Origin of the sequence: Deinococcus depolymerans (assembly GCF_039522025.1) — a bacterium.
GTDB classification, from domain to species: domain Bacteria; phylum Deinococcota; class Deinococci; order Deinococcales; family Deinococcaceae; genus Deinococcus; species Deinococcus depolymerans.
The window spans coordinates 175,754-200,430 of record NZ_BAAADB010000029.1 but is presented as its reverse complement, the minus strand read 5'-3'; the positions used below and the strand labels follow the sequence as shown (position 1 = coordinate 200,430).

The following is a 24,677-nucleotide window of genomic DNA, read 5'->3' as shown; positions in this document are numbered from 1 at the left end:
CGTATCGGGTAGACTGCGGGGCTGATGTCTGCTCACCTTGACCCCGCCACTCACGACCCGTCTCTCACCGCCGCGCCGCCGGCCGGGACGGGCATCACCCTGATCGTCACCGAGCGGGTCCGGCACTCGCAACTGGAGGCCTACGAGGCCTGGGCCCGCCGGCTGCATGCCGCGCAGGGCAGGCAACCGGGATTCGTGGGGCTGCATGTCCTGCGGGACCTGAGCGGGCCGGTCGCCGAGTACGTGACGCTGGTGCGGTTTCGTGATCCGGCGTCGCTGGAGGCGTGGCGGGCCACGCCCGCCTACCGGGAAGCGCTGACGGAACTGGACCGCTTCACGGCCTCAGAGGTCGAGTACCGCGAGGCGCAGGGGCTGGAGGCGTGGTTCGACCGGCCGGCGCGGCTGCCCGCCCCGCCCCTGTGGAAGAACGTGATCGTGGGCGTGGTGGGGGTCTACCCGCTGATCATGCTGTTCGCCACGCTCCTGCGGCCCCTGACGGGAGAGTGGCCGGGCTGGGCGGCCACGCTGGCGACCGCGACGCTGTCCACGCTGTTCCTGAACTGGCCGGTGTTGCCGCTGCTGTCACGGTTGCTGCGGCCCTGGCTGTACCCGGTGCGGCGCGCCGCCTGATCCGGACGGCCGTCCGTTTCGTTCACACCCCGCCCATGCACCGGGGGGCCGACGCCACGCCCGGAATCCGCTCTGCTCCTTGCTCGAATCTGCCGGGCTTGAACGGTTTGTGCCCACCCTTCAGCCGCAGTGCGAATGACCGGGGTCAGGTCCAGGTGCCGTGAACTTCGCGGACGTGCAGGGTCGCGCCGTCGGCCGCGACGACCAGCACGCGGGCCCCGGCGGGCGTGTCTGGCCCGGTGGCTCGCCACTCGCCGTCCCCGACGCGCACCCGGCCCACGCCGTTCTCGATGGCCTGCGTGACGGTCAGGGTCTGCCCGACCAGCCGGCTGCTGCCCTGATTCAGGCCGGCCGCTTCCGGGGTGTCCGGCAGCAGGCGGCTCAGGTAGCGGCGGCCCAGCAGGACGCTCACGGCGCTGAGCAGCGCGAACAGCAGCAGTTGCGCGGTCACCGGGAGCGGCAGCACGAACACCACCAGCCCCAGCGTGAAGGACGCCAGGGCCAGCCACACGAAGAAGATGCCGGGCGCGGCGACCTCCAGGATCAGCAGCAGGGCGCCCAGCACCCACCAGTGCCAGGGCTGCACGCGTTCCAGGGTGGGCAGCCAGTCCACGTGCCTAGTCCCTGCGTCCGAAGGCTTCGCGGGCCACTTCGGCGATGCCCTGCAGGCTGCCCAGGACACTGACCGCCTCGACGGGCAGGATCAGGGTCTTCTGGTTGGGGGCCGTGGCGATGTCCTTCAGGGCGTCCACGTAGCGCTGCGCGACGAAGTAGTTGATGGCCTGCACGTTCCCGGCGGCGATGGCCTCGCTGACCATGCGGGTCGCTTCGGCCTCGGCCTGCGCCTGCCGTTCGCGGGCCTCGGCTTCCAGGAAGGCGGCCTGCCGGCGGCCCTCGGCGTTCAGGATCTCGGCCTGTTTCTCACCCTCGGCCTTCAGGATGGCGGCCTGCCGGAATCCCTCGGCGTCGAGGATGTTGGCGCGTTTCTCGCGTTCGGCCTTCATCTGGCGGGCCATGCTGGCGACCAGATCGGCGGGCGGCTTGATGTCCTTGACCTCGATGCGGGTCACTTTCACGCCCCAGGGGGCGGTCGCCTCGTCCACGACGCTGAGCAGGCGGGCGTTGATCTGGTCGCGGTTGCTGAGGAGTTCGTCGAGGTCCATGCTGCCCATCACGGTGCGGATGTTGGTCATGGTGAGGTTCAGGCTGGCCTGTTCGAGGTTCCCGACCTCGTAGCTGGCCTTGGCGGCGTCGAGTACCTGGTAGAACACGACGCCGTCCACGGTGACGAGGGCGTTGTCGCGGGTGATGATCTCCTGACTGGGTACGTCCATGACCTGTTCCATCATGTTCACCCGGCGGCCGATCCGGTCGATGTACGGAATGATGAGGTTCAGGCCGGGTTTCAGGGTGCCCTGAAACTTGCCGAAGCGCTCCTGGGTCCACTGGTAACCCTGCGGAACGCTCTTGACCCCGGCGAGCAGGGTGACGATGACCAGCAGCAGCAGCACGCTGACGAAAATGGTGAATCCCATGGTGGTGCCTCCTGTTGTCTGCAGGTACGCGCCGGCCGGGCGGGAAGTTCCCCCGCGGCCCGGCGCGGGCCAGGGCAGGGTCACGTGGCCCAGCAGCGGCAGCGCCCGCCAGACCGTCCACGGGTCGCGTGCGGTCCGGTGGGCGGGGCCAGGAGGCTGATGACCGTGCCGTGCGCCACGACCGCCACGCACGGCTGCGGGGGGCCGCCATGACGGCTGTGACGGCGTTCGCGAAGCGGGTCAGGGCGCCCTGCACCAGTCGTGCGCGGGCACCTGCGGGTCAATGCGGGGACAGCCGTGCTTGATCAGGTGCGGGGTGCGGGTCATGCCCCCGGCACGCGCCCGCTAGACTCGCGGGCATGACGGCGCTGGTGACCCTGAAGGACGTGACGGTGGTGGCCGGGGGCCGCACCCTGCTGGAGAACGTGACGCTGGAGGTCGGCCGGGGCGAGGCGCTGCTGCTGCGCGGCCCGAACGGGGGCGGCAAGACGTCGCTGCTGCGGCTGCTGTCGGGCGAGGTCGCCCCGCTGCGCGGCGAGCGGGTGTACCGGCTGGGCGGGCAGGAGCAGCGGTCGGCGGTGCGGGCGCGGCGGTCCCTGGCGGTGGTGGGTCCGGACGCCGAGGCGTTCTACCTGACCCGCGACTGGGCGGTGACGGTGCGGGACCTGCTGCTGGGCGCGGCGCGGGGCGAACGCCTGAACCTGTGGGAGGCGACCCCCACCGAGGAACGGCGCGTGGCCGACGTGGCGGCCCTGACCGGGCTGGGGCCTCTGCTGGAACGGGACGTGCGGACCCTCAGTCACGGGCAGCGGCGGCGGGCAGTGCTGGGCGCGGCGCTGATGCCCGCGCCGGAACTGCTGCTGCTCGACGAGTTCACGGACGGCCTGAGCGGCGAGGCGCGCGCGGAACTGGGGGCCGTGATGGCCGCCGTGCACGCCTCGGGCGTATCGGTCGTGCTGGCCACGCACCGGCCGGAGGAGGTGCCGGACCTGCCGTGGCGGACGCTGGGCGTGCAGGGCGGGCGGATCGAGGCGGCGCCCCCCACCTGCCTTCACGCGCCGGACTGGCCGGCCCTGCCCGTTCCGCCCACGGCCGGACTGCCGCGCGAGCTGGTGCGTGTGGACGGCGCCGAGGTGTACCGCAACGGGCACCGCGCCCTGGGGCCCCTCTCATGGTCGTGGCGGGCCGGGCAGCACTGGCTGGTGACCGGCGAGAACGGCAGCGGCAAGAGTACCCTGGCCCGCCTGATCGCCGGGGAGCTGCACCCCGCGCTGGGCGGGCAGGTGACGCGGCCCTTCCTGACGCGCGACCTGCTGAGCGACCGTCGGCGCGCCGCAGGGCTGGTCAGCGCGGAACTGGGCATCCGGCAGCGGCGCGAGTGGACGGGCCGGGACGTGATCGGCAGCGCCTGGGCCGGCACGGAAGGTTTCGCGCCCGCCCTGGACGCCGCGCAGCACGCCGAGGTCGCCCGGCTGGCGGCCGTCCTGAACGTCACGGACCTGCTGGACCGGCCGGCCGACACGCTCTCGCAGGGGCAGCTGCGGCGGCTGCTGCTGGCCCGCTCGGTCGCGCACCGCCCGCGTCTGCTGCTGCTCGACGAGGGCCTCGACTTTCTGGACAGCGGGGCGCGCGCCGCGTTCCTGGGCCTGCTGCCGGACCTCGTGCGCGGCGGCACGCACCTGCTGGTCGTCGCTCACCGCGCCTCCGACGCGCCGGATGGCCTGACCCACCACCTGCACCTGTCGGCAGGCCGCGTGGCGTTCTGCGGGCCGCGCACGCCGGGAAGCGCGTCAGATTCGGCTCACCTTCAGGCACTACCCTGAGCCGCATGAAGCGCGCCCTCCTGACCCTCGCACTGCTCGCCGCGCCCGCCCTGACCGGCGCGGCCCTCGCACAGACCGCCCCCGCCACCGGCACGACCGGCACGAACCCCGCCAGCGGGCAGCAGAGGACCATCGAGGCCATCACGGCCCGCAGCGACCGCGGCTTCAGCATCCGCGTGCCGGCCGGCTGGACTCCCCTGAAGAACGTGCCGGACACCGACGTGGCCTTCGCGTACCGGACGGTCGGGGCGCTGCGGCCCACCGTGACCGTCCGCACGCAGGACGTCGAACCGTCCATCAAGGCGACCCTGGCGGACTTCCGGGACCTGTTCGCCGGGCAGCTCGTCAAGGACGTGCCGAAACTGAAGATGCTGGGCGAGAAGACCATCCGGGTGAGCGGCACGCCCGCCATCCTCTGGACGTACACCGGGGACGGCGAGGGCGGCGGGGTCCGCTGGTCACAGGTGTTCACCCTCAGGAACAACCGCCTGTACACCGTCACGCTGATGACCCCGAACGGCGCACCGGCCGACCTGATCGAGGCTGGCCGCGAGATCCTCAACTCGTTCGCGCTGACCGGCAAGTAACCCGAGCCGTTCCCGGAACCGGGCGTCGGACTGGGATTGAGGGGAAGGCAAACACCGTTCAATCCGAGCGAAGCGAGTGGAAGAAAAACGGGTTCCGGACGTGGAGCCGACAATCCGGTGAAGTTCCGGATTGTTGGCGAAACAAACGGAATCCGTATCAGGCACCATGCGTCCTGCGGACCCGGTTCCCTGCCGCGCCATTCCAGTCCGTCCCGGCCGGCAGCATCTCCCGGCCGGGCGCCTTGCGGTGGTCCAGCGGCGCCGCTCAGCGGGCCGTGGCCAGCCGGTCCGCCCAGGCGTGCAGGAACGCGCCCAGCTCCGCCTGCTCGGATACGCGGACGTCCGCGTGGGGCGTCAGGAGCGGCAGCGACCCGACCTGCACGGCGTACCCGGCGACTTCCAGCATGGCCTCGTCGTTGTCGCTGTCTCCGAAGGCGACGGTGCGGTCCTGCGGAACGCCCAGCGCCTGAGCGATCAGGGTCAGGGCCGCGCCCTTGTGCGCTCCCTGCGGCGTGACGGTCAGGAAGTGCGGGTACGGATCCTGCGCGCCCGTCAGGACAAGGTGCGGGTGGGAATCCCGCAGCTGCCCGGCGAACGCCGCGACCTGCGGGTGGTAGTACCCGACCTTCAGGATCCCGCCGCGTGGCGCCTCGTGCAGGGGACGGTAACCGCGCTGCACCATCCACGGTTCGGGGTTCACGCCGTCCGGCAGGTCCACGTACAGCGCGTCGGCGGTGAACAGCACCACCCGCGCTCCGTGCAGGCCGTGGGCCAGCGCCGCTTCCAGGTCCTCGTCACTGAAGCGCGACTCGGTGTGCAGGTCGCCGCCGATCATGACCCGCCCCCCGTTGTTCGTGGCGACCGCGTCGGGCTGCGCGGCCTGCCGCACCGGTGGGGGCGGCAGGTCCCGACCGGTGATGATGGCGATCTTCACGCCCAGCGCCCGCAGCCGCGCCAGCGCCTGCGCCGCGTCGGGCTGCACCTCGCGGCCCGCGTCGGGAATCAGGGTGCCGTCCAGGTCGAAGGCCATCAGGAGCGGCAGGGTCACGGGCAGGTCGGCGGGCAGGGTCACGGTCACGCGCGGCAGCCTAGCGCGTCCGCCCGGCAGCGCGCGAGGACGCGGGGCACATCCGCCGGGCCGGGCGCGGTCAGGTGCGCGGCGTGCAGGGCCGGGTGCGTGCCCACCCGCAGGAAGGTCCGGGCGTGCGGGAGCATGGCGGCGTCGGCGGGGCCGTCCCCGGCCGCCCAGGTGCGCGCGGCCGGCACGCCGAGGTGCGTGGCGAGGTCCCGCAGCGCCTCGCCCTTGCCGGCGCCCGCGGCGACCAGGACCAGCCGGTCGTGGCGTTCGCGGATGACCTGCGCGCCCGGAATGGCCGCCCACTGCGCCTGGAGATCGTCCAGGCGGTCGGCGTCCGGCTGGCCGTGCACGACTTTCAGGGGCGCGGGGGCGTGCGGCCAGCGGTCCTCGAAGTCGGGGTCGGTGTGCCGCAGGATGCCGCGCGGGTCGGGCGTGACGATCAGGGTCTTACAACGGCCGCCGCGCTCGGTGGGCGTGAGGGCGCCCAGGGCCGCGTGGACGGCCGTTGTCGGCAGGGTGCGCTCCCACAGCACACGGCCCTCGCAACGCAACCACGCGCCGTAGCAGCGGGAAGCGCTGTGCAGCGGCCAGTCCCGCAACAGAGGCGGAAGGCGCCCGCGCGCCGTGATGACCGCGACGTGCGCGCCGCCCAGCTGCCACGCCCGCAGTTCGTCCAGCAGGCCGGGTGGGGGCTGCCCGTCCGGGCCGATCAGGGTTCCGTCGAGGTCCAGGGCCAGCAGGGCAGCCGGAGGCGCGTGCGTGGTGGTCACGCGGGTACGGTAGCGCAGGGGGCGGGCCGGGCCACAGGCAACAAGGCACCACCAAAAAATGCGCCGCCCCCGTGACTGGGGGCGGCGCGGTGAAACCGGTGGGCCTGAGCCCGTGTAGGTTTACTCGCCCTGGGTTTCGGGAGCGGCGGTTTCGGCGGGCGCGGCGGCCTTGGCGGCCTTCTCGGCCTGGGCGCGGGCGGCGTCCTTCATCACGCGGCTGCGGTCGTTCTTGATGCGGGCTGCCTTGCCGCGCAGGTCGCGCAGGTAGTACAGCTTGGCGCGGCGGACCTTGCCGCGCTCCAGCACGCTGATCTTGGCCAGCAGGGGGCTGCTGAAGGGGAACACGCGCTCGACGCCTTCACCGAAGGAGATCTTGCGGACGGTGAAGCTCTTGCGGCTGCCCGTGCCGTTGATGGCGATGACGACGCCCTCGAAGGCCTGGTTGCGGGTGCGGGTGCCTTCCACGACCTTCGTTTCCACGCGGACGGTGTCGCCGGGGCGGAATTCGGGGGCGTCGGTCTTGATGTGGGGCTGCTCGACGGCGCGCAGGATGGCGCCACGGTTCGCTTTGATTGCGTGCTGCATGGTTTGCTCCTTCGGGCAGCGGACCGTCCCACCTTCCCGCTGTCTGCGGGCAGAGACGTTCTTGCTCCTGGGTGAACAGGTCGCCGCCAGGGGCAGTCGACCGGACCGTAACAGTATACGTGGTGCGGGCGTGGTCAGGCAAGTGAAGGGCCTGTCACCTTGTGAGCGTGACGCAGGCGGCAATCTGCAGGTCATGAACCCCGTGCCTGAAACGGCGGCCGGCCCCCTGGCCGAGATCCGCGAAGTCTCGTTGCAGCAGCGCCGACGCGTCTCCGAGGTGCGCGCGCGTGAACATGTCGGCGCGGCCGGCTGGGAGCAGACCAGCATGCTCGAAGCCATCATCCGCGCGGGCCGGGAGGGGCTGGCCGCCACGGACGCCCTGCGGCAGGTCGTGACCCTGACGACCGAGCAGCTGCGCGCCCTGCCGCTGAACGTCAGCCCCGAGGTGCGTGGCGGGCAGGTCGCGGCGCTGCTGCACATCCGGGAGAGTGGTGAGGTGCAGGCCACGGCGGCCGAGGCGCTGGATACGCTGGTGTGCGAGGCGCTGGAGAGCGTCGCGCGGACGCCCATGAACGAGGTCAGCCTGGGCCGCCTGCAGGCGATTCACCGGCATGTGCGCGAGCAGGTCGGGGCGCTGGAAACGATCATGCAGGCCGCGCAGGTGCAGGCCGACACGCTGGCGCAGGTGCAGCGGCTGGAGCAGGTGAGTGCCGAGTACCAGGAGCGGGTGTCGTCGCTGCGGCACCTGAGCGCCGCGGACGAGGCGCAGGCGCTCGGCAGGGCAGGCGAGCAGCTGGTGGAACGCATCGCGCAGCTGGACGAGGCGGCGCCGGAACAGGTGAACGCGCTGACCCGCATCGGGGAGGCCGTGGCGGACCGGCTGACCGAGACGGGCGCGTCGGGCCGCGAGCAGGCGCAGGCCCTCGAGGAACTCGCGCAGCTGATGGAAGAGAAGGCGGAGGAAGTCCGGCAGGGCTGACCCACCCATGCTGTCCAGGCGGACCGGACGCGCCTGACCAGCGCGGGGCGCAGGATTCACCACGTTCACTGGTCAATACGGCCCGAACACCCGCCTGCGACACGATAAAAGGCCAGCGACGCGGCGTACAATCGCCGCATGACGCACGCCCCCTTCGACGTTCTGGACCTCGGCCTCACGCCGTACCGGGACGCCTGGGACCTCCAGAAACAGCACCACGAGCGGGTCGCGGCCGGCGGCCGCCCCACCCTGCTGCTCGTGGAACACCCTCCCGTCCTCACGCTGGGCCGCAAGGCCCGTGAGGGAACCAACATCATCGTCACCCGCGAGTACCTGAAGGCGCAGGGCATCGAGGTGCTGGAGGTCGAACGTGGCGGCGACGTCACGTACCACGGCCCCGGCCAGCTCGTCGCGTACGCCATCTTCCCCGTCGGCCGCCGCGTCGCGGACTTCCTGCGCCTGCTGGAACAGGCGACGATCAGCGCCCTGCACGACCTGGGACTGAACGACGCGCGCCCCAACCCCGGATACGCCGGCGTGTACGTCACCGAACGGCACGTGAACGGCCTGACGTACGACCAGAAGATCGCGTCGTTCGGCGTCGCCGTGCAACGCCACGTCGCCCTGCACGGCCTCGCGCTGAACGTGACCCCGAACCTCGCGCACTTCGACCTGATCGTCCCGTGCGGCCTGACGCAGACGCACATGACCAGCGTGCAGCGCGAGTACGACCTGCGCGGCCTGAACAGAGCGGCCAGCATGCAGGCGGCCAGGGACGCCCTGACCCGCGCCTTCCACACCACCTTCGCCCAGTACGACTGGACGCTGCCCACCCCCGCGGCAGCCGGGAGCTGACACCACATGACCCAGGAAACCCCCAAGGAACCCAAGTTCATCAAGAACGGCATCTACCGCAAGGACAGCGTCCCGGTCCGCGACAAGAAACCCGAGTGGCTGAAAGTCACCATCCCGACGGGGCAGGTGTTCACGGAAGTCCGCAAGATCGTCAAGGAACACCGCCTGCACACCGTCTGCGAGGAAGCCATGTGCCCCAACATCGGCGAGTGCTGGAGCCGCGGCACCGCCACCTTCATGCTGATGGGCCACATCTGCACCCGCGCCTGCCGCTTCTGCGCCGTGGACACCGGCAACCCCATGGGCAAACTCGACCTCGACGAACCCCAGGGCGTCGCCGAGAGCGTCAAGCTCATGGGCCTCAAGTACGTCGTGCTGACCAGCGTCGACCGTGACGACCTGCCGGACGGCGGCGCGTACCACTTCGCCAAGACCGTGCAGGCCATCAAACGCCTCAACCCCGAGACGCGCGTCGAGGCCCTCACGCCCGACTTCGGCGGGAACACCCACTGCGTCGATCTGGTGCTCGACAGCGGCGTGGACACCCACGCGCAGAACCTCGAAACGGTCCGCCGCCTCACCCACCCCGTCCGCGACATCCGCGCCGACTACGACCAGACCCTGAAGGTCCTCGCGCACGCCAAACAGGCCCGCCCCGATGTGATCACCAAGACGAGCATCATGCTCGGCCTGGGCGAAACCCGCGAGGAACTCACCCAGACCATGCGCGACTGCCGCGACGCCGGCGTGGACGTCCTGACCTTCGGGCAGTACCTGCGCCCCACCATGCACCACCTGCCCGTCGAACGCTACGTCTCCCCCGCCGAATTCGACGAACTGCGCGACGAGGCCATGGCCATGGGCTTCCTGGAAGTCGTCAGCGGCCCCCTGGTCCGCAGCAGCTACAAGGCCGAGCAGATCGTCATGGACCGCCCCGGCAACCTCCCCGAGCACCTCGCGCACCTCGGCGAAGGCAGCGAACTCAGCCTGATCTGACCCTCATACGGACTGCCGTTTGTTTCGCCGACAATCCGGAACTTCACCGGATTGCCAGCTCCACGTCCGGAACCCGTTTCTCTCCTGCTCTGCGGAGCAGCTCTCCGAGTCGCATCCGCTCGGACCCAGCGGGCTTTGCAGCCCATTCAATCCGAGTCCGTATCAGGCCTCAGCTCGCCCCGCCGGGAACACCCGGGGGGCGTGCTCGCGTTGCGCCCAGCCCTGCACCACCCGCGCCACGTTGTCCTCCAGCGGCGCAGCGCAGGGCAGGGTCAGGTCGTACCGCGTGAAGGTGTGTACCGTCAGCGCGTCGCGCCGCGCGTCCCCCACGCCCCGGTCACCGCGCGCCTGCTCGCGGCGTTCGAGTTCCTCGACCGGGCACTCCAGGCCCACCAGGAACACGTCGTACCCCCGCAGCAGACCTGACAGCTGCGCCCACATCTGCGGCGTCTCAATGATGTAATCCACGACCAGATCATTCCCGGCATCCAGCAGGGCGGGCAGGCAACGGTTGAAGCCCTCGAACACCCGCGGCCGCAGCGTCGGCCAGTCCCGCAGGCGACCCTGCGGCGTGCGCGGCAGCGCGGACGTGTCGAACAGGAAGAAATCCAGACTGAAATGCAAAAAAACGCCGGGCAGCACGTCCCGCAGGGCACGGCACAGCGTGGTCTTCCCGGCACTGGAGGCGCCGTTCACCAGAATCAGGGCAGGCATCCGCCCACCGTAACAGACCGTAATGCTCCTGTAACCGGCCGGGCCGACCCTGTGGTCAGGAGGTTTCACCCATGACCACCCCCCTGCTCGTTCAGGACGCCATGCACCCCCGCGCCGTCACCGTCGGCGCGCACGAACCGCTCAGCGCCGCCGTGATCGCCATGCAGGAACTCGGCGTGAAACGCCTGCCGGTCGTGCAGGCCGGCCGCGTGATCGGGATCGTCACGGACGGCGAGATCCGCCGCGCACTGCCCACCCTGGCCGACGGCCTGAGCCCCTGGGAGTTCACGAACCACGTGGGCCGCGTTCACGTGCGCGACATCATGCGCTCTCCCGTACACACCGTCACCCCACAGACGCCCCTGCACGCCGCGCTGCGCACCCTGCTCGACCGGCACGTGGGCGGCCTGCCGGTCGTTCAGGAGGACACGGGCGCCCTGATGGGCATGCTGACCCTGACCGACGTGCTGCGCGCCGAGGCACGCGCGCCCCGGTTGCAGTGGGGCGCGGCAGCGCAGCACATGACCCGCGACGTGGTGACCGTCACCCCCGACACCCCCGCCAGCGAGGCCGCCGCCACCCTGACCGTCACGCGGCTGCACGTGCTGCCGGTCGTTCAGGACGGCCAGCTGATCGGCGTGCTGCACCAGCGGGACGTGCGGGACGCCGTGGACCGCGCCGCCGCCACGCACGGCCCCACCCTGATGGCCGACCGGTTCTTCCTGCAGGGCGTCACGGCCCGCGACCTGATGCGCCCCCCGACCGGCTACCTGAACGAGGGTGTCCCCATGCACGACGCCCTGACCCGCATGCTCGACCTGGACGTACACGGCCTGCCGGTCATCACGCAGGACGGCGAACTGCTGGGCGTCGTGACCATCAGCGACGTGATCCGCACCCTGCTGGGCGACGCGGCGACGGCCCCCGGCCCGGCCCTCGCAGACGCCTGATCCGGCTTCCGTTTGTTTCGCTGACAGATCGGAACACCACCGATCTGCCAGCTCCACGTCCGGAACCCGCCCAGCTCCTCCTCTGCGGAGCAGCTCTACGAGTCGCATCCGCTCGGATTGAATGGCTTACAAAGCCATCCAATCGGAGTCGGTATGAGCCGCCGGGTGACCGACTGGTGACCCTGCACTTCCACCAGCTGGCCGCCGGATGCATGCCAGCCCGCGCCCCGGATATAACGAAAGAACCCCGTCGTTGACGGGGTTTCTCTTGCTTGGTGCGGATGCCCAGACTTGAACTGGGGACCTCACGCTTATCAGGCGTGCGCTCTAACCAGCTGAGCTACACCCGCGCACCTTTGCTTGCTTCGCGCTGTCCTCTCGGGCAGGCGGGCATAAATGTATCAGGGGGGCGGGAAGCTGTCAACTGGCGGGGCGGGTGGGGTCAGCGGGGCCAGGTGGTGGGGGTGCCGGCGGCGGTGAGGGCGGCGTGCATTTCGAGGGCGTAGCGGTCGGTCATGCCGGCCAGGTAGTCGCAGATGGCGCGGGGCAGGCCGCCGGTGTGGGCGAGGTCGCGGTAGCTGGGAGGGAGCATGCTGGGGCGGGCCTGGAGGGCGGTGAAGAGGGTGGTGAGGACGCGGGTGGCCTGTTCGACCTGCATCTCGACGCGCCAGTGGCGGTAGAGGTTGTCGCGCAGGAAGGTGCGGGCGCCGCCCAGGAGGGTCTGCATGGCGGGGCTGTAGGTGATCAGGCCGCCGGGGTGCGCGCGGACCTGGGTGGGGGTGTGCAGGCCGCTGGTGGTGATGGCGTGGTCGCTGGCGTGGGTGAGGTCCTGGATGAGCCAGCCGAGCAGGTGGCGGTGCAGGGTGCGGCGGCCCTGTTCGGTCAGGGGGTGGGGGTTGACGCCGGTGCGTTCGAGGAGTTCCTGCCAGAGGGGCAGTCCGGCGAGGTGGTCGGGGGTGATCAGGCCGCTGCGCAGGCCGTCGTCGAGGTCGTGGGCGGTGTAGGCCAGGGCGTCGGCGGCGTCCACGAGTTGCGCTTCGAGGCTGGGCTGGCCCAGGCCGGCGCGGTGGTGTTTGTTCAGGCCGTCGAGGGTGTCGAGGGTCAGGTTCAGGCCGGGGTAGTGGGGTTTGGGGTGTTCGAGCAGGGTGACGATCCGGCGCACCTGGAGGTTGTGGTTGAAGCCCCCGTGCGCCTGCATGAGGGTGTTCAGGACGCGTTCCCCGGCGTGCCCGAAGGGGGGGTGGCCGAGGTCGTGGGCCAGGGCGATGGTCTCGGCGAGGGTTTCGTTCAGGCCGAGGCTCAGGGCGGCGCTGCGGGCGACCTGCTGCACTTCCAGGGTGTGGGTGAGGCGGGTGCGGTAGTGGTCGCCGGCGGCCGAGAGGAACACCTGCGTCTTGGCTTCCAGGCGGCGGAAGGCGGTGGTGTGCAGCACGCGGTCCCGGTCGCGCTGGAAGGCGGTGCGGGTGTCGCTCTCGGGTTCCGGGTGTTCGCGGCCGCGGTGGTCGCGGCTGAGGGTCGCGTGGGGGGCCAGGGTGCTGGCCTCGCGGGCTTCCAGGTCGCGGCGGGTGATCATGCCGTCAGTGTGGCAGACGGTGGCAGACCGGGCGCGGGCGGGTGCTTTACAGTCTGGGCATGAGCGGAAGTCAGGACGGGCCGGGCGCGGCGGGCACGCGGGTGGTGTTCGACGGGCACATCGTGCGCCTGGAGATCATGGACGGCAAGTGGGAGATCGTGCGGCACGCGAGCGCCGTGGCGGTCCTGGCGCTGAACGGGCGCGGGGAGATGCTGCTGGTGCGGCAGGCGCGGCGGGCGGTGGGCGCGGTGACGGTGGAGGCCCCGGCGGGCCTGATCGACGCGGGCGAGGAGCCGGCGGGCGCGGCGCGGCGGGAGTTGCAGGAGGAGGCCGGGCTGGACGGGGACATGGAACTCCTGACGCGCTTCTACTCCAGTCCCGGGTTCTGCGACGAGGAGCTGTTCGTGTTCCACGCGACGAACCTGCGCGAGAGCAAGTTGCCGCACGACGAGGACGAGGAGGGCATTGAGGTGCTGTGGCTGCCGCCGGCGCAGGTGCTGGCGGGCCTGCGGGACGGGTCGCTGGTCGGGAGTGCCTCGACGGTGACGGCGGCCCTGTACGGCCTTCAACTGCTGGCCGGGAGCGCGGGGCAGGAGCCGGCGTGAAGACGTACGTTTCTCCCGGCCAGCGGCCGGACACGGCGACGGTCGTGGCGATCGGGTCGTTCGACGGCGTGCACCTGGGCCATCAGGCGCTGATCGCGCAGTTGAAGGCCAAGGCGCGCGAGCACCGGGTTCCCAGCGTGGTGTACACCTTCGATCCGCCCACGCGGGTGCTGACGCAGGGCGTGGAGTTCCTGTCCACCCTGCCGGAGAAACTGGACCTGCTGGGCCGCTACGGGGTGGACGAGACGATCGCGGCGTCGTTCACGCCGGAGTTCGCGTCGCGGCCCAAGGAGGCGTTCCTGGACGACCTGCGGCAGCTGCGGCCCCGCACGGTCGTGGTCGGGGAGGACTTTCACTTCGGGCGGGGCCGGGCGGGCGGCGTGGACGACCTGCGCCTGGTCGCGCCGGAGGTGGTGACGCTGCCCATGCATCAGCTGGGCGGCGAGGACATCAAGAGTACCCGCATCCGCGAGTACCTGCGGGCCGGGGACGTGGTGGGCGCGGGCCGCCTGCTGGGCCGCCACTACGACGCGCAGGGCGTGGTCGTGCAGGGCGACCGCCTGGGCCGCACGATCGGGTGGCCCACCGCGAACATCCGCGTGCCGGACGGCAAGGCGCTGCCGCTGGGCGTGTTCGCGGTGGTCGCCGTGGGTGATCACGGGCGCTGGCACGGCATGGCGAACGTGGGTTTCCGCCCGACCGTGAACGGTCAGGACCGCCGTTTCGAGGTTCACCTGTTCGATTTCAGCGGTGATCTGTACGGACAGGAATTGCAGGTGAAGTTCTTCGCGCACCTGCGCGGCGAGCAGAGATTCGCGGGGCTGGACGAACTGAAGGCCCAGATCGCCCGCGACGCGCAGGCGGCCCGCGACGCCCTGAAAGACGTCCGGTAAACGTGGTGCGGCCCAGCCCTTCCCTTGACTTGCGAAGCTCCGCAGGAGCGGGGAGCTGTCGGCGCAGCCGACGGAGGGGTTCAGCCGACTGCCGGCCTTCAGTTCACGGTGAAGGTGCGGATGGTCCATTCGCCGAAGCCGTCCATGATGCCCTCGTCGCCGAGGCCGGACGCGAAGCGGGTGGGGTAGCCGTAGGCAGGGTCGAAGCTCTGCCGGACGACCGGGCAGGGGGCTTTCGCCTGGGCTTTCAGGGTGGCGGCCATCTCGGTGAAGCGGGCGTCCATGGTGCGCGCGGCGAGGGCGGGGTTCACGGTGCCCGTCTGCCCGGGGACCAGGGCGGTGCGGGTCACGCGGCCGCCGCTCACGGTGACGCGGGTGCCGGGGAACAGGACGGGCGCGGCGATCTGGTTCACGTCGTAGGTGTAGTTCGCGGGGCGCTGTCTGTCCCACAGGGCGCGGGCCCGGGTCAGCTGGGCGTTCAGGGCGCGGAAGTCGGGGCGGACGTACCCGGCGCGGCAGCCGAAGGGGGCGGTGGTGGGCGCCCCGGTCCGGGGGCCGTGACCGCCGCCCGCGAGGGCCGCGCCGGTCACGGCCATCAGCAGGCTGGTCAGGAGGACGCGCGGGACGGCGTGGCGGACGCGGGGGGTCATGCGGGCAGCGTACGGGCCGAAACTGACGGGCATCTGAGAATCTTCCGTGGCGGGGTTCGCGGTGGTCGGGAGCGGCGGGGCGTACCCTGGGCGGCATGAGCCTGGATGCCCTCTCCCCTGTTTCTTCCCCCGAGCTGCCGGCGGTGCTGGACCTGGGGTACTCGCTGTGCCCGAACGACACGTTCATCTTTCACGCGCTGCACGCGGGACTGGTGCGGGGGCCGCTGCCGGTGCGTGAGGTGCTGGAGGACGTGCAGACCCTGAACGACTGGGCGCTGTCCGGCCGCCTGCCGATGACGAAGATCAGTTACCGCGCGTACTTCGAGGTGATGGACCGGTACGTGGCGCTCCGCTCCGGCGGGGCGCTGGGGCGGGGCGTGGGGCCGCTGATCGTGACGCGCGGGGACGTGCAGGACCTGAACGGCCGCACGGTCGCCTCGCCGGGCGCGCTGACCACCGCGGAACTGCTGCTGAAGATGGTCTTCCCGGACGTGAATGTCGTGCGGATGCGCTACGACGAGGTCATGCCCGCCGTGCAGCGCGGCGAGTACGCCGGGCAGCCCATCGACGCGGGCCTGATCATTCACGAGTCGCGCTTCACCTTCCACGAGTACGGACTGACCCGCCTGCTGGACCTGGGCGCGTGGTGGGAGGGGGACACGGGGCTGCCCCTGCCGCTGGGCGCGATCCTGGTGCGCCGCGACCTGCCGCTGGCCGTGCAGCGCGACCTGAACGCGGCGGTGCGCGGCAGCCTGGAGTACGCGTACGCGCACCCGGAAGCGTCTCGCGCGTACATCCGCGGGCACGCGCTGGAGATGTCCGACGAGGTCATGCAGGCGCACATCGACCTGTACGTGAATCCCTTCAGCCTGGACGTGGGTGAGGAGGGAGAGCGGGCCGTGCAGGAACTGCACCGCCGCGCGGTGGCGCTGGGCGCGGCGCCCGGCACGGACCGCGCGCTGTTCGTGCCGCTGGACTGACCGTGGCCCGGCGGGCCCCCAGGTAGGGGGGCTGCCTGACGGATGTAAAGCGCATGTGGAGACGGTTGGGTTAGGCTGTGCGGGTGACGAAGCAAGGTGCGCCAGCCATCCCGGCCATTGAGGTCCGGGGGCTGTACAAGAAATACGGCCAGAACAGTGTCCTGGAGGACGTGCACCTGACCGTGAAGCCCGGTGAGGTGTACGCGCTGACCGGGCCGAACGGCGCGGGGAAGACCACCCTGATCCGGACCATGACCGGCCTTGCCTTCCCCACGGACGGCGAGGTGCGTCTGCTGGGCCGGGACGTGCATACCGACGGGCAGCGTGCCCGCGCCTACCTGGGCGCGGTGGTGGAGGCCCCGGCGAAGTTCTACCCGCAGTTCACGGGCACGCAGAACCTGCAGGTGCACGCGAACCTCTCGGCCATGGCGCCGGGCGGCCGCAAGATCAGCCGCGACCGCATCCGCGAGGTGCTGGCCCTGCTGGAACTGACCCGCATGGCCGACCGGCGCGTGCAGGAGTACTCGCTGGGGCAGCGGCAGCGGCTGGGCGTGGCGAGCGCCATGCTGGCCGAACCGAAGGTCCTGATTCTCGACGAACCCACCAGCGGCCTGGACCCGCTGGGCATCGGCCTGATCCACCGGATCGTGACCAGCCTCGCCACGAGCGGCTGCGCGGTCGTGCTCAGCACCCACCACCTGCGGGAGATCGCCACGTACGCGCACACGGTCGGCATCCTGACCGGCGGGCGGCTGGTGGACACCGTGGACCTCCGGGCCCGGCAGGCCGCGTACCGCTTCCGGGTGGACGACCCGGTCGGCGCGGCCGCCGTGCTCGAACGCCTGCCGTTCGTGCGCCGGGTCAGCACCCGCACGCCGTACGCCATCGCTCACCTGGGCGGCGAGTCCCGCGTGCCGGACGCGCTGTCGCACCTGAGTGCCGAGGGCATCCGGGTGTTCGAGGCCAGCCCGGACCACTTCGACCTGTACGAGTACTACCGTGAACGCGTGGAGCAAGCCTGATGACCCCTGACCCCAAAGACCGCACCGGCCGGGTGAGCGCATGCTGACCCTGCTGGCCCTGGAGTACCGCAAGCTGTTCGGGGCGCGCAGCGTCCGGCTGGCGCTGCTGGTGACGTTCCTGATGCCGCTGCTGTGGGCGTTCGCGCCGCGCCTGAGCACCCTGATCCAGGTGAATCTGGTCAGCGGGTGGCAGCTGCCGGCCGTGAGTATCGGCGTGACCATCGGCTACCTGCTGCCGCTGTTCATCGCCGTGACCGTCGCCGAGATGATCGGCTCGGAGGTCTCGCAGGGCACCCTGGCGCCGCTGCTGCTGCGCCCGGTGGACCGCACCAAGGTCATCGCCAGCAAACTGATCGCGGCGCTGTCCTACCCCTTCCTGCTGATCCTCTCGACCGTGCTGGGCTCCCTGCTGGCCGGGATTCCGCTGGGGTTCGGGAGTTTCACGGGCGGCACCGGTCTGGGGCCGGGCCTGTTCGTGGGCGTGGGCCAGCTGACCAGCGACGCGGCCTTCGCCGAGGTGCTGCGCGGCTCGTTCCTGGCCGGCGTGGTCCTGATGCCCATCGCGGCGCTGTCCCTGCTGTTCGGCGTGCTGTACCTGAACACAGCCGCCGCGGCCCTGGCGACCTTCGCGACCCTGATCGTCATGCGCCTGCTGGTCGTGCTGCCCGAGGCCATCCAGCGCATCCTGCTGACCAGCCAGCTGAACCTGTACGTGCAGCAGGGGGACATCGCGCAACCGATGGTGCTGCTGCTGATCTACACCGCCGGGTTCGGCCTGATGAGCATCTTCGCCTTCGACCGCCGCGACGTGTAATACGGATTCCGTCTGTTTCGTTAACAGATCGGAACACCACCGATCTGTCAACTCCACGTCCGGAACCCGCCCGGCTCCTACTCGCATCCGCTCGGATTGAACGGCTCTGCAAGCCATCCAATCGGAGTTCGTGTAGGGGCCGCCTCACGATCCCGGCTCATTCCGGACCGGCACACCGCACCCGCGTGTGCCGGTCTCGCGTTTCTGCACGGCGCGCCCTCCCCTTTCCGCCGTAGGTGTTCAGGCGCTACCCTGGCGGGCATGACGGCTCCCCTCTCGCTGACCACGGGCGGCAGCCTGTACGACCGGATCGGACCGGAGGCCCTGGCGGCCCTGGTGACCCGCTTCTACGGCCTGGTGGCCCTGGATCCGCGGCTGGCCCCGATCTTCCCGGCGGACCTGACCCTGACGGCCGAGAAGCAGCTGGCGTTCCTGACGGGGTTCCTGGGCGGCCCGCCGCTGTACCACCAGCGGTTCGGGCACCCGCGGCTGCGGGCGCGGCACCTGCCGTTCCCGATCACGCCGGAACGGGCGCAGGCGTGGCTGGCCTGCATGAACGCCGCGCTGCGCGACACGCCCGGCATCGCGCCGGACGACGCCCGCGAGTTGCACGCGGCGCTGGCGCGGGTCGCGGCGCACATGGTGAACACGCCCCCCACCTGACCGGATGCCGCCGGCGACGCCCGCGCGGGACATCGTGACCGGCGCCGGAGTTGGACAACTCTTTGCATTTGACTAGCAAGGTGGGTGCGGGGTTCCGCGCGGCTTACCTACACTGCTGAGCATGACCCAGCCGCAACGCAGTATCGAGGACCTCCGCGCCGAGGTCGACCAGATCAACCGTGACCTTCTGAACCTCCTGTCCCGGCGCGGGCATGTCGTCGCGCAGATCGGACACGCCAAGACCCAGGAGGGCCGCCCGAACCACTACGACCCGGCCCGCGAGGACAAGCAGCTCAAGGAACTCGAGTCGCTCAACCAGGGGCCCTTCACGAGCGCCGCTGTCAAGGCGATCTTCAAGGAGATCTTCAAGGCCAGCCTGGACCTGGAAGAAAGCAACGACAAGAAACAGCTGCTGGTCTCCCGCAAGGTCAAGAGTGAGGACACCGTGCTCGACATTGACGGCGTGCGCATCGGCGGCAACTCCCTGCCGACCATCATCGCCGGTCCCTGCTCCATCGAGAGCGAGGAGCAGATGGAGCAGACGGCCGCGTTCCTGGCCAGCAAGGGCATCAAGATCCTGCGCGGCGGCGCGTACAAGCCCCGCACCAGCCCCTACGGCTTCCAGGGCATGGGCGTGGACGGCCTGATTCTCGGCAACCGCGTTGCCAAGGAGCACGGCATGCTGTTCATCACGGAGGTCATGGACACCCGTGACGTGGAGATCGTCGCCGAGTACGCCGACATCCTGCAGGTCGGAGCGCGCAACATGCACAACTTCGCGCTGCTGCGCGAGGTGGGCCGCGCCCGCCGCCCGGTGCTGCTCAAGCGCGGCCTGAGCGCCACCATCGAGGAGTGGCTGTACGCCGCCGAGTACATCCTGTCGGAAGGCAACAACGAGGTCATCCTGTGCGAGCGTGGCATCCGCACGTACGAGAAGTGGACGCGCAACACCCTGGACCTGAGCGCCGTCGCGATCGCCAAGAAGGAAACGCACCTGCCGGTGATCGTGGACGTCACGCACGCCGCCGGGCGCCGCGACCTGCTGATTCCCCTCGCGAAGGCCGCGCTGGCCGTGGGTGCCGACGGCATTCACGTGGAAGTGCATCCCAGCCCCGCCACCGCCCTGAGCGACAACGAGCAGCAGCTGGACTTCGCCGGGTACGAGCAGTTCAGCGAGGCGCTGGGCAGCATGCTGAAGGTCCCCGTCGGGGTTTGATCCCACCCCCTGGCGCAACGCAGAGGCCGGTTTCCCATCTGGGAAACCGGCCTCTGCGTTGCGGACTGCGCGCCGGGGTCAGCTGGGGGCGCTCTCGGCGGTGGGTGCGGGGGTGGGGTCGGCGGGGCCGGTCAGTGGGAAGGTGTGGAGTTCCTGCACCTCTCCCCGGTGTTCCCGCGTGAGGCTCAGGGCCTCCACCCGGAAGGACAGGACCGGCGGGATCAGGTCGCGGACCTGCTCCCACAGCACCGGTTCCGCCCAGGGCAGCACGCCCAGCGCGAGCGTCAGGTGCGGGCGGTAGTCCGGCCCGTCGTACCGGGCGCGGCTGCTGGGTTCGATGCTCAGGGTCCGGTCGTGCAGGGCGCGCAGTTCGGCGCCGAGTTCGCATTCCAGGAAGATCACGCCGGGCAGCTGTTTCCAGCCGCGGACCTGCACGTCGAAGGCCGGCTGGCCGCGCAGGACGTCGCGGCAGGCGTCCACGAGTTCCGCGCTGCGCAGCGGTGTCTGAAAGGGCGCGCGGACGTTCAGGTGCGGCAGGCCGAAGCCGCGCACGTTCAGCCGGTCCTGCAGGCGCCGCAGCCAGCTGTCGAGGGCCTCGGGCGGCCACGCCACGATGGAGTACAGCGGTCTGGGGGCCTCGTCGAGCGGGGGCAGGAACATGGGCACGGCGCGGTTCCCTGGCCTTTACCCGACCCGGTACCGGCAGCTGCCCTGCCCACAGGCGATGCGGGTCTCGCGGGCGACCGGGACGCCCAGCAGGTCGGCGTACAGGGTGATCTCGGCGCTGCACAGCTGCGCGTACTGCCGGGCGACGGTCAGGTTCGGGCAGTTGTGCTGCGTGAAGGTCCAGCCACCCTGGTCATCCTGGGTAGCGCTGGCGTCGAATCCGTGCTCGTTGAGGCGGCGCACGAGGTTCTGCACGCGTTCACCCAGCGGCAGTTCGGCCGGCAGGTCGCGGCGCAGCCGCGCGGCGATCTCGGCGTTGCGGGCGTCCAGGACCTGCAGCAGCGCCTCGCCGCCGAACAGACCCTCGATGTGCTTGAGGACGTCCACGCACAGACTGGAGTACGTTTTCGGGAAGGCCGCCTCGCCCCGTTCGGTCAGGGCGTACACGTGCTGCGGGCGGCCCCGGCCGCCGGGCCGTTCGGTGCGCGACTCGACCAGTCCCTGCTCCTGCAGGTCGCACAGGTGCCGCCGCGCGGCCGGCACGCTGATGTCCAGGCCCTGCGCGAGGTCCTGCGCGGTCTGCGCGCCGTGCCGTTTGACGAGTTCCAGCAGCCGGGTCTTGGTGCGTTCCGGCACGGGCGGCTGCGGGGCAGGGACGGTCGCGGCGCTCATACGACGGTCAGCTGGTCGGGCAGGTCTGCCAGGGACTGCGCGAGCGAGCGGACGCTGACCTGTCCGGCGAGGTTACGGGCAACCTGCGTGAGGGCCTGCGCGGCAGCCGACTGCGGGTGGGCCAGCACGGCCGGGGTGCCGCGGTCCGCGTCCTGTCGCACGTCGATGTCGATGGGCACCTCGCCCAGCAGCGGGTACTCCTCGCCGAGCTTGCGGCTGCCGCCCCGGCCGAACAGGTCGTAGGTGTGCCCGGTGTCGGGCGCCACGAAGTAACTCATGTTCTCCACGACGCCCAGCACGGGCACGCTGGCCTTGCGGAACATGTCGATGGCGCGGGCCGCGTCGATCAGGGCGACGTCCTGCGGGGTGGTGACGATCACGGCGCCCGTCACCTGGATGGTCTGCGTGAGCGAGAGCTGCACGTCCCCGGTGCCCGGCGGCAGGTCCACGATCAGGTAGTCGAGTTCACCCCAGGCGGCGTCCTTCAGGAACTGCTGCACGGCCGAGTGCAGCATCGGGCCGCGCCACACCAGCGCCTGACCGGCCGGCGAGAGGTTGCCCATGGAGATGAACTGCACGCCGTGCGCCGTGAGCGGCTGCATCTTGCGTTCGGCGTTCGCGGTGACCTTCGCGCCGCCCTGACCCATCATGTGCGCCACGCTGGGGCCGTACACGTCGGCGTCAAGCAGGCCCACGCGGGCGCCGTCGCGGGCCAGGCTGGCGGCGATGTTCACGGCGACGCTGCTCTTGCCGACACCGCCCTTGCCGCTGCCGATCAGCAGGACGTGCTTCACGCCGGGCAGGGCGGGCTGCGCGGGGGGGCGCACCATGGCGCCGAAGGTGACGTCCACGCGCGTCACGCCGGGCACAGCGAGGACGGCGTCACGGACGTCTCCCTCGATCTTGCCTTTCAGGGGGCAGGCGGGCGTCGTGAGGTTCACCTTCACGCTGGCCACACCCGCCTCCACGGTGGCCTGCTCGATCATGCCCAGGGAGACGAGATCACGGTGGAGTTCCGGATCGTTCACGGTACTCAGGGCGGCCATCACGGCGTCACGCATATCCCGCAATTAGTAGCGCATCCACCGGGGCAGGGCAAGCCACGCGGTCACAGTAGCGCGCGGTAGCGGGGCGACAGATCGCCGCTGCCGCCCAGCGGCGCGACATATACTGCGCGGGATGAAGTCCATTGGCCCCTATGTGGCCGCGCGTGAATTACCAGGCCGGACGGGCAGTCCGGTCCGGACGCTGCGCGCCACGGACCGCCTGACGGGCATGCCGGTGCTGCTGCACGTGCTGCCTCACCCCCCGGCGCTGCCCGCACTGCCGGAACATCCGAACGTGCTGCCGGTCGTGGACAGCGGTGTGGACGGCGAGCACGGCTACCTCGTGACCGAGCTGCCCCTGCAGGCCCGCCCCGCCTCGGACGCGCTGCTCACGGCGCGCGGCGCGCTGGGCGCCCTGGCAGCGCTGCACGGGCAGGGTGTGGTCCACGGGGGCCTCAGTCCGGCGCAACTGTGGAGCGTGGACGGGCAGGTCCTCGTGGCCGGCGCGGGCCTGCCGTGGGGCGGCGATCCGGGCCCGGCCGACGACCTGTACGCGCTGGCGGTGATCCTCTCCGGGATGGGGCCGCTGCCAGCGGCGCTGCGCCCACTGGCCGAGCAGCCCGGCACCCTGAGTGCCGCGCAGGCCCTGAGCCGCCTGAACGCCACGCCCGGCACGCAGGGCGCCGCCACGTCGGGAAGCCGGGCGGCGCAGGCCCCAGCGGAACCCGCGGCTCCACCGGCGCCACCTGCCGGGACGTCCCTGCCGGAACCCTCCCCGAGCGGCACCGAGCCGGCCACCGACGTTCCGGCGCCGTCCGCGCCCGTTGCGGCGCGGCTGGGCGGCAGCGGGGGATCGAAACGGGGGCGCCGCAACCGCGCCGGCAGGCCTGCGGAGCCGGTCACGCCGGCACCACCGTCGTCCGCACCGGACAGCCCGGCCGGCGGCGCGGCAGGACCTGCCCTGTCCGCCCCGGCCCCGTTCGAGTGGCGGGCCTCCCGGGACCGCGTGCCGCCGGACCCTGTCACGCCGGTCGGGGCGGCCCACGACGGGTCGCCGATCATCCTGGGCGAGGCGGAAGCGGCAGTGGCGGACCTGCCGGGACCGGTGGACGGTGGCCCGGCGGAGGCGGGAAACCCGGACGGAACCGCCCCGGACGGTCCCGGCGCGGCAGCCCCGGAGCAGGCCGCGGCTCCCCTGCCCACCCAGCCCGACCTCCCGGCGCCCCTGACCGGCGGGCCGCCGGCCCCGGCGCAACCGGAGACGCCGCAGGAACGCCGCCGCCGGCAGAACGAGGAACGCCGCGCGCAGGCCATGCTGGACGCGCAGGCCGCCGCGGCCCGCAAGGCCGAGCGGCTGCGGACCGAACGCGCGCGGCAGACAGAGCAGGCGGCCCAGCCCGGCCCGGTCAGGATCGGGTTCAGCGGTGCGGAAGGCGAGGACCTGCCGGCCTGGACACCCGCCGGCGAGGAGCGCGGCGAGGAGGGAACGCCACGGCGCCTGAACCTCCGGGACGTGGAACGCCTGCCGCCCGGCCTGCGGCGCGCCCCGCTGCCGGAACCCGAACCCGAGATTGTCACGCGCCTTCCGGCGCGCCGCGCGCCGGGCGATCCGATCCGGATCGGCTGGGACGAGGACGACTCCTGGCGGGTGGTGCGTGAGGCGCCCGCCCCGCCGCCGGTACGTTCACGCTGGCCCCGCTGGGCGCTGCTGGCGGCGCTGGCGCTGCTGATCGCCGGGACGTGGTGGGCGCTGCGCGGCTCCGCGGTGGGCGGTCCGGTCACGGGCGACGCGGCGAGCGGGCCCGGCGGGACGGTCAGCGCGTTCGCCAGTGACCGCCCGTCGCCGGCCGCGCCCGCCGGAGGGGCGGACAGCGGCGCACCGTGCTGTCCGGTCGAGTTTGTCGTGAAGGGCGCCGGGAAGGTCCAGCTGGCCCTGACGGTGCAGGAGGCCCCGGCGGACGCGAACCTCACGCCGGGCCAGGAGTTCGGGAGCGCGCCGGGCCGCGTCCTGTTTCCGGTGCGCGGCGCGTACCGCCTGAACGTCAGGGCCAGCGGGTACGCGCCGGCGACCCTGAATGTGACCGTGCCGCACCCGGCCCCGCTGGTCATCGACCTGGGCAAGTGATACGGACTGCCGTTTGTTTCGCCGACAATCCGGAAGTTCACCGGATTGCCAGCTCCACGTCCGGAACCCGCTTCTCTCCTGCTCGGAGAGCTGCTCCGCAGAGGAGGAGCTGGGCGGGTTCCGGGCCCGGAGCGGACCGGTCGGAACGAACGGCGGTCCGCCCGAGGCGTGGCCCGCGCAGCCCCGGCGCGGGGGACGGGCATGAACCCGTCTGCTCCGGCGGGACGCCTGCGGGCCGGGCGCGTGACAC

General features: G+C 71.4%; 26 protein-coding genes and 1 tRNA gene. 15 read left to right on the top strand and 12 right to left on the bottom strand.

Annotation, left to right across the window (positions count from 1 at the left end):
* Positions 1–24: 24 nt before the first annotated feature.
* Positions 25–630 carry an antibiotic biosynthesis monooxygenase gene (locus ABDZ66_RS13520; RefSeq protein ID WP_343759882.1) on the top strand — a complete coding sequence of 202 codons (606 nt, stop codon included), beginning with the start codon at positions 25–27 and terminating at the stop codon, positions 628–630.
* 145 nt (positions 631–775) lie between these two features.
* On the opposite strand, the gene ABDZ66_RS13515 is transcribed toward ABDZ66_RS13520, so the two are convergent.
* Positions 776–1,243: an NfeD family protein gene (locus ABDZ66_RS13515; protein ID WP_343759879.1), complete on the bottom strand. Its 468-nt coding sequence runs from the start codon at positions 1,241–1,243 to the stop codon at positions 776–778.
* A 4-nt stretch (positions 1,244–1,247) separates the two neighbouring features.
* Entirely contained in the window at positions 1,248–2,165 is a 918-nt protein-coding gene (locus ABDZ66_RS13510) for an SPFH domain-containing protein (protein ID WP_343759877.1), read from the bottom strand.
* Positions 2,166–2,524: 359 nt separating this feature from the next.
* Here ABDZ66_RS13510 and ABDZ66_RS13505 point away from each other — a divergent pair, with 359 nt between their 5' ends.
* Both ABDZ66_RS13505 and ABDZ66_RS13500 read left to right on the top strand, forming a co-directional pair.
* Positions 2,525–3,988: an ATP-binding cassette domain-containing protein gene (locus ABDZ66_RS13505; protein ID WP_343759875.1), complete on the top strand. Its 1,464-nt coding sequence runs from the start codon at positions 2,525–2,527 to the stop codon at positions 3,986–3,988.
* Positions 3,989–3,993: 5 nt separating this feature from the next.
* Positions 3,994–4,575, top strand: a complete 582-nt coding sequence (locus tag ABDZ66_RS13500) for a PsbP-related protein (protein WP_343759874.1) — start codon at positions 3,994–3,996, stop codon at positions 4,573–4,575.
* Positions 4,576–4,840: 265 nt separating this feature from the next.
* Here the strand turns inward: ABDZ66_RS13500 and ABDZ66_RS13495 are convergent, their stop codons facing one another.
* The 3 genes from ABDZ66_RS13495 to rplS form a co-directional block, all read right to left on the bottom strand.
* Entirely contained in the window at positions 4,841–5,653 is an 813-nt protein-coding gene (locus ABDZ66_RS13495) for an HAD-IIB family hydrolase (RefSeq protein ID WP_343759871.1), read from the bottom strand.
* On the bottom strand, positions 5,650–6,423 hold the full coding sequence (locus ABDZ66_RS13490; RefSeq protein ID WP_343759869.1) for an HAD family hydrolase: 774 nt from the start codon (positions 6,421–6,423) through the stop codon (positions 5,650–5,652). The genes ABDZ66_RS13495 and ABDZ66_RS13490 overlap by 4 nt, the downstream gene beginning before the upstream one ends.
* A gap of 120 nt (positions 6,424–6,543) precedes the next feature.
* Positions 6,544–7,008 carry a 50S ribosomal protein L19 gene (gene rplS, locus ABDZ66_RS13485; protein WP_343759867.1) on the bottom strand — a complete coding sequence of 155 codons (465 nt, stop codon included), beginning with the start codon at positions 7,006–7,008 and terminating at the stop codon, positions 6,544–6,546.
* 193 nt (positions 7,009–7,201) lie between these two features.
* Here rplS and ABDZ66_RS13480 point away from each other — a divergent pair, with 193 nt between their 5' ends.
* From ABDZ66_RS13480 to lipA, 3 genes are all read left to right on the top strand, one after another.
* On the top strand, positions 7,202–7,987 hold the full coding sequence (locus tag ABDZ66_RS13480; RefSeq protein WP_343759864.1) for a coiled-coil domain-containing protein: 786 nt from the start codon (positions 7,202–7,204) through the stop codon (positions 7,985–7,987).
* Between the two features lie 138 nt (positions 7,988–8,125).
* Positions 8,126–8,842 carry a lipoyl(octanoyl) transferase LipB gene (gene lipB / locus ABDZ66_RS13475; protein ID WP_343759862.1) on the top strand — a complete coding sequence of 239 codons (717 nt, stop codon included), beginning with the start codon at positions 8,126–8,128 and terminating at the stop codon, positions 8,840–8,842.
* Between the two features lie 6 nt (positions 8,843–8,848).
* Positions 8,849–9,838 (top strand): lipoyl synthase, encoded by a 990-nt coding sequence (gene lipA, locus ABDZ66_RS13470; RefSeq protein WP_343759860.1) that lies wholly within the window; start codon positions 8,849–8,851, stop codon positions 9,836–9,838.
* Between the two features lie 162 nt (positions 9,839–10,000).
* Here lipA and ABDZ66_RS13465 read toward each other — a convergent pair whose 3' ends face one another.
* Positions 10,001–10,552, bottom strand: coding sequence for a chloramphenicol phosphotransferase CPT family protein (locus ABDZ66_RS13465; RefSeq protein ID WP_343759858.1), 552 nt, complete (start codon positions 10,550–10,552; stop codon positions 10,001–10,003).
* Between the two features lie 71 nt (positions 10,553–10,623).
* Between ABDZ66_RS13465 and ABDZ66_RS13460 the strand changes: the two genes are divergently transcribed.
* Positions 10,624–11,502: a CBS domain-containing protein gene (locus ABDZ66_RS13460; protein ID WP_343759855.1), complete on the top strand. Its 879-nt coding sequence runs from the start codon at positions 10,624–10,626 to the stop codon at positions 11,500–11,502.
* Between the two features lie 273 nt (positions 11,503–11,775).
* Here the strand turns inward: ABDZ66_RS13460 and ABDZ66_RS13455 are convergent.
* A tRNA-Ile gene (locus tag ABDZ66_RS13455) sits at positions 11,776–11,852 on the bottom strand.
* A gap of 92 nt (positions 11,853–11,944) precedes the next feature.
* Positions 11,945–13,075 carry a dGTP triphosphohydrolase gene (dgt, locus tag ABDZ66_RS13450; protein WP_343759852.1) on the bottom strand — a complete coding sequence of 377 codons (1,131 nt, stop codon included), beginning with the start codon at positions 13,073–13,075 and terminating at the stop codon, positions 11,945–11,947.
* Between the two features lie 59 nt (positions 13,076–13,134).
* Between dgt and ABDZ66_RS13445 the strand changes: the two genes are divergently transcribed.
* Complete coding sequence (locus ABDZ66_RS13445; protein WP_343759850.1) at positions 13,135–13,680, top strand: NUDIX domain-containing protein; 546 nt, start codon at positions 13,135–13,137, stop codon at positions 13,678–13,680.
* Entirely contained in the window at positions 13,677–14,573 is an 897-nt protein-coding gene (ribF, locus tag ABDZ66_RS13440) for a riboflavin biosynthesis protein RibF (protein ID WP_343759845.1), read from the top strand. Before ABDZ66_RS13445 ends, ribF begins: the two co-directional genes overlap by 4 nt.
* A 98-nt stretch (positions 14,574–14,671) precedes the next feature.
* Here the strand turns inward: ribF and ABDZ66_RS13435 are convergent, their stop codons facing one another.
* Positions 14,672–15,223, bottom strand: a complete 552-nt coding sequence (locus tag ABDZ66_RS13435; RefSeq protein WP_343759843.1) for a DUF6174 domain-containing protein — start codon at positions 15,221–15,223, stop codon at positions 14,672–14,674.
* Positions 15,224–15,318: 95 nt separating this feature from the next.
* On the opposite strand from ABDZ66_RS13435, the gene ABDZ66_RS13430 reads away from it, so the two are divergent.
* From ABDZ66_RS13430 to ABDZ66_RS13410, 5 genes are all read left to right on the top strand, one after another.
* Positions 15,319–16,203 carry a 1,4-dihydroxy-6-naphtoate synthase gene (locus tag ABDZ66_RS13430; protein ID WP_343759841.1) on the top strand — a complete coding sequence of 295 codons (885 nt, stop codon included), beginning with the start codon at positions 15,319–15,321 and terminating at the stop codon, positions 16,201–16,203.
* A gap of 83 nt (positions 16,204–16,286) precedes the next feature.
* The gene (locus ABDZ66_RS13425) at positions 16,287–17,225 is read left to right on the top strand and encodes an ABC transporter ATP-binding protein (RefSeq protein ID WP_343759839.1); all 939 of its coding nucleotides are present in this window, start codon (positions 16,287–16,289) and stop codon (positions 17,223–17,225) included.
* Between the two features lie 40 nt (positions 17,226–17,265).
* Complete coding sequence (locus ABDZ66_RS13420) at positions 17,266–18,039, top strand: ABC transporter permease (protein ID WP_343759837.1); 774 nt, start codon at positions 17,266–17,268, stop codon at positions 18,037–18,039.
* A 261-nt stretch (positions 18,040–18,300) separates the two neighbouring features.
* Complete coding sequence (locus ABDZ66_RS13415) at positions 18,301–18,702, top strand: globin domain-containing protein (RefSeq protein WP_343759833.1); 402 nt, start codon at positions 18,301–18,303, stop codon at positions 18,700–18,702.
* 121 nt (positions 18,703–18,823) lie between these two features.
* On the top strand, positions 18,824–19,918 hold the full coding sequence (locus ABDZ66_RS13410; RefSeq protein WP_343759831.1) for a bifunctional 3-deoxy-7-phosphoheptulonate synthase/chorismate mutase: 1,095 nt from the start codon (positions 18,824–18,826) through the stop codon (positions 19,916–19,918).
* A 78-nt stretch (positions 19,919–19,996) separates the two neighbouring features.
* Here the strand turns inward: ABDZ66_RS13410 and ABDZ66_RS13405 are convergent, their stop codons facing one another.
* Genes ABDZ66_RS13405 through ABDZ66_RS13395 form a run of 3 tightly spaced genes read right to left on the bottom strand, consistent with a single transcriptional unit; the run spans position 19,997 to position 22,317 of the window.
* Positions 19,997–20,578: a 2'-5' RNA ligase family protein gene (locus tag ABDZ66_RS13405; RefSeq protein WP_343759829.1), complete on the bottom strand. Its 582-nt coding sequence runs from the start codon at positions 20,576–20,578 to the stop codon at positions 19,997–19,999.
* A gap of 24 nt (positions 20,579–20,602) precedes the next feature.
* Entirely contained in the window at positions 20,603–21,256 is a 654-nt protein-coding gene (locus ABDZ66_RS13400; protein ID WP_343759827.1) for a helix-turn-helix transcriptional regulator, read from the bottom strand.
* Positions 21,253–22,317: an Mrp/NBP35 family ATP-binding protein gene (locus tag ABDZ66_RS13395; protein WP_343759825.1), complete on the bottom strand. Its 1,065-nt coding sequence runs from the start codon at positions 22,315–22,317 to the stop codon at positions 21,253–21,255. The genes ABDZ66_RS13400 and ABDZ66_RS13395 overlap by 4 nt, the downstream gene beginning before the upstream one ends.
* 118 nt (positions 22,318–22,435) lie before the next feature.
* Between ABDZ66_RS13395 and ABDZ66_RS13390 the strand changes: the two genes are divergently transcribed.
* Positions 22,436–24,427: a hypothetical protein gene (locus ABDZ66_RS13390; RefSeq protein ID WP_343759822.1), complete on the top strand. Its 1,992-nt coding sequence runs from the start codon at positions 22,436–22,438 to the stop codon at positions 24,425–24,427.
* Positions 24,428–24,677: the final 250 nt, after the last annotated feature.

Excerpts from the sequence above, each read along its gene's own strand:
- ABDZ66_RS13500 (WP_343759874.1), top strand. The coding sequence starts at position 3,994 with ATGAAGCGCGCCCTCCTGACCCTCGCACTGCTCGCCGCGCCCGCCCTG.
- lipB (WP_343759862.1), top strand. The coding sequence starts at position 8,126 with ATGACGCACGCCCCCTTCGACGTTCTGGACCTCGGCCTCACGCCGTAC.
- ABDZ66_RS13465 (WP_343759858.1), bottom strand. The coding sequence starts at position 10,552 with ATGCCTGCCCTGATTCTGGTGAACGGCGCCTCCAGTGCCGGGAAGACC.
- ABDZ66_RS13400 (WP_343759827.1), bottom strand. The coding sequence starts at position 21,256 with ATGAGCGCCGCGACCGTCCCTGCCCCGCAGCCGCCCGTGCCGGAACGC.
- ABDZ66_RS13390 (WP_343759822.1), top strand. The coding sequence starts at position 22,436 with ATGAAGTCCATTGGCCCCTATGTGGCCGCGCGTGAATTACCAGGCCGG.
- lipA (WP_343759860.1), top strand. The coding sequence starts at position 8,849 with ATGACCCAGGAAACCCCCAAGGAACCCAAGTTCATCAAGAACGGCATC.
- ABDZ66_RS13430 (WP_343759841.1), top strand. The coding sequence starts at position 15,319 with ATGAGCCTGGATGCCCTCTCCCCTGTTTCTTCCCCCGAGCTGCCGGCG.
- ABDZ66_RS13445 (WP_343759850.1), top strand. The coding sequence starts at position 13,135 with ATGAGCGGAAGTCAGGACGGGCCGGGCGCGGCGGGCACGCGGGTGGTG.
- ABDZ66_RS13510 (WP_343759877.1), bottom strand. The coding sequence starts at position 2,165 with ATGGGATTCACCATTTTCGTCAGCGTGCTGCTGCTGCTGGTCATCGTC.
- ABDZ66_RS13520 (WP_343759882.1), top strand. The coding sequence starts at position 25 with ATGTCTGCTCACCTTGACCCCGCCACTCACGACCCGTCTCTCACCGCC.
- rplS (WP_343759867.1), bottom strand. The coding sequence starts at position 7,008 with ATGCAGCACGCAATCAAAGCGAACCGTGGCGCCATCCTGCGCGCCGTC.
- ABDZ66_RS13460 (WP_343759855.1), top strand. The coding sequence starts at position 10,624 with ATGACCACCCCCCTGCTCGTTCAGGACGCCATGCACCCCCGCGCCGTC.
- ABDZ66_RS13480 (WP_343759864.1), top strand. The coding sequence starts at position 7,202 with ATGAACCCCGTGCCTGAAACGGCGGCCGGCCCCCTGGCCGAGATCCGC.
- ABDZ66_RS13395 (WP_343759825.1), bottom strand. The coding sequence starts at position 22,317 with ATGCGTGACGCCGTGATGGCCGCCCTGAGTACCGTGAACGATCCGGAA.
- ABDZ66_RS13405 (WP_343759829.1), bottom strand. The coding sequence starts at position 20,578 with ATGTTCCTGCCCCCGCTCGACGAGGCCCCCAGACCGCTGTACTCCATC.
- dgt (WP_343759852.1), bottom strand. The coding sequence starts at position 13,075 with ATGATCACCCGCCGCGACCTGGAAGCCCGCGAGGCCAGCACCCTGGCC.
- ABDZ66_RS13420 (WP_343759837.1), top strand. The coding sequence starts at position 17,266 with ATGCTGACCCTGCTGGCCCTGGAGTACCGCAAGCTGTTCGGGGCGCGC.
- ABDZ66_RS13415 (WP_343759833.1), top strand. The coding sequence starts at position 18,301 with ATGACGGCTCCCCTCTCGCTGACCACGGGCGGCAGCCTGTACGACCGG.
- ABDZ66_RS13410 (WP_343759831.1), top strand. The coding sequence starts at position 18,824 with ATGACCCAGCCGCAACGCAGTATCGAGGACCTCCGCGCCGAGGTCGAC.
- ABDZ66_RS13505 (WP_343759875.1), top strand. The coding sequence starts at position 2,525 with ATGACGGCGCTGGTGACCCTGAAGGACGTGACGGTGGTGGCCGGGGGC.
- ABDZ66_RS13435 (WP_343759843.1), bottom strand. The coding sequence starts at position 15,223 with ATGACCCCCCGCGTCCGCCACGCCGTCCCGCGCGTCCTCCTGACCAGC.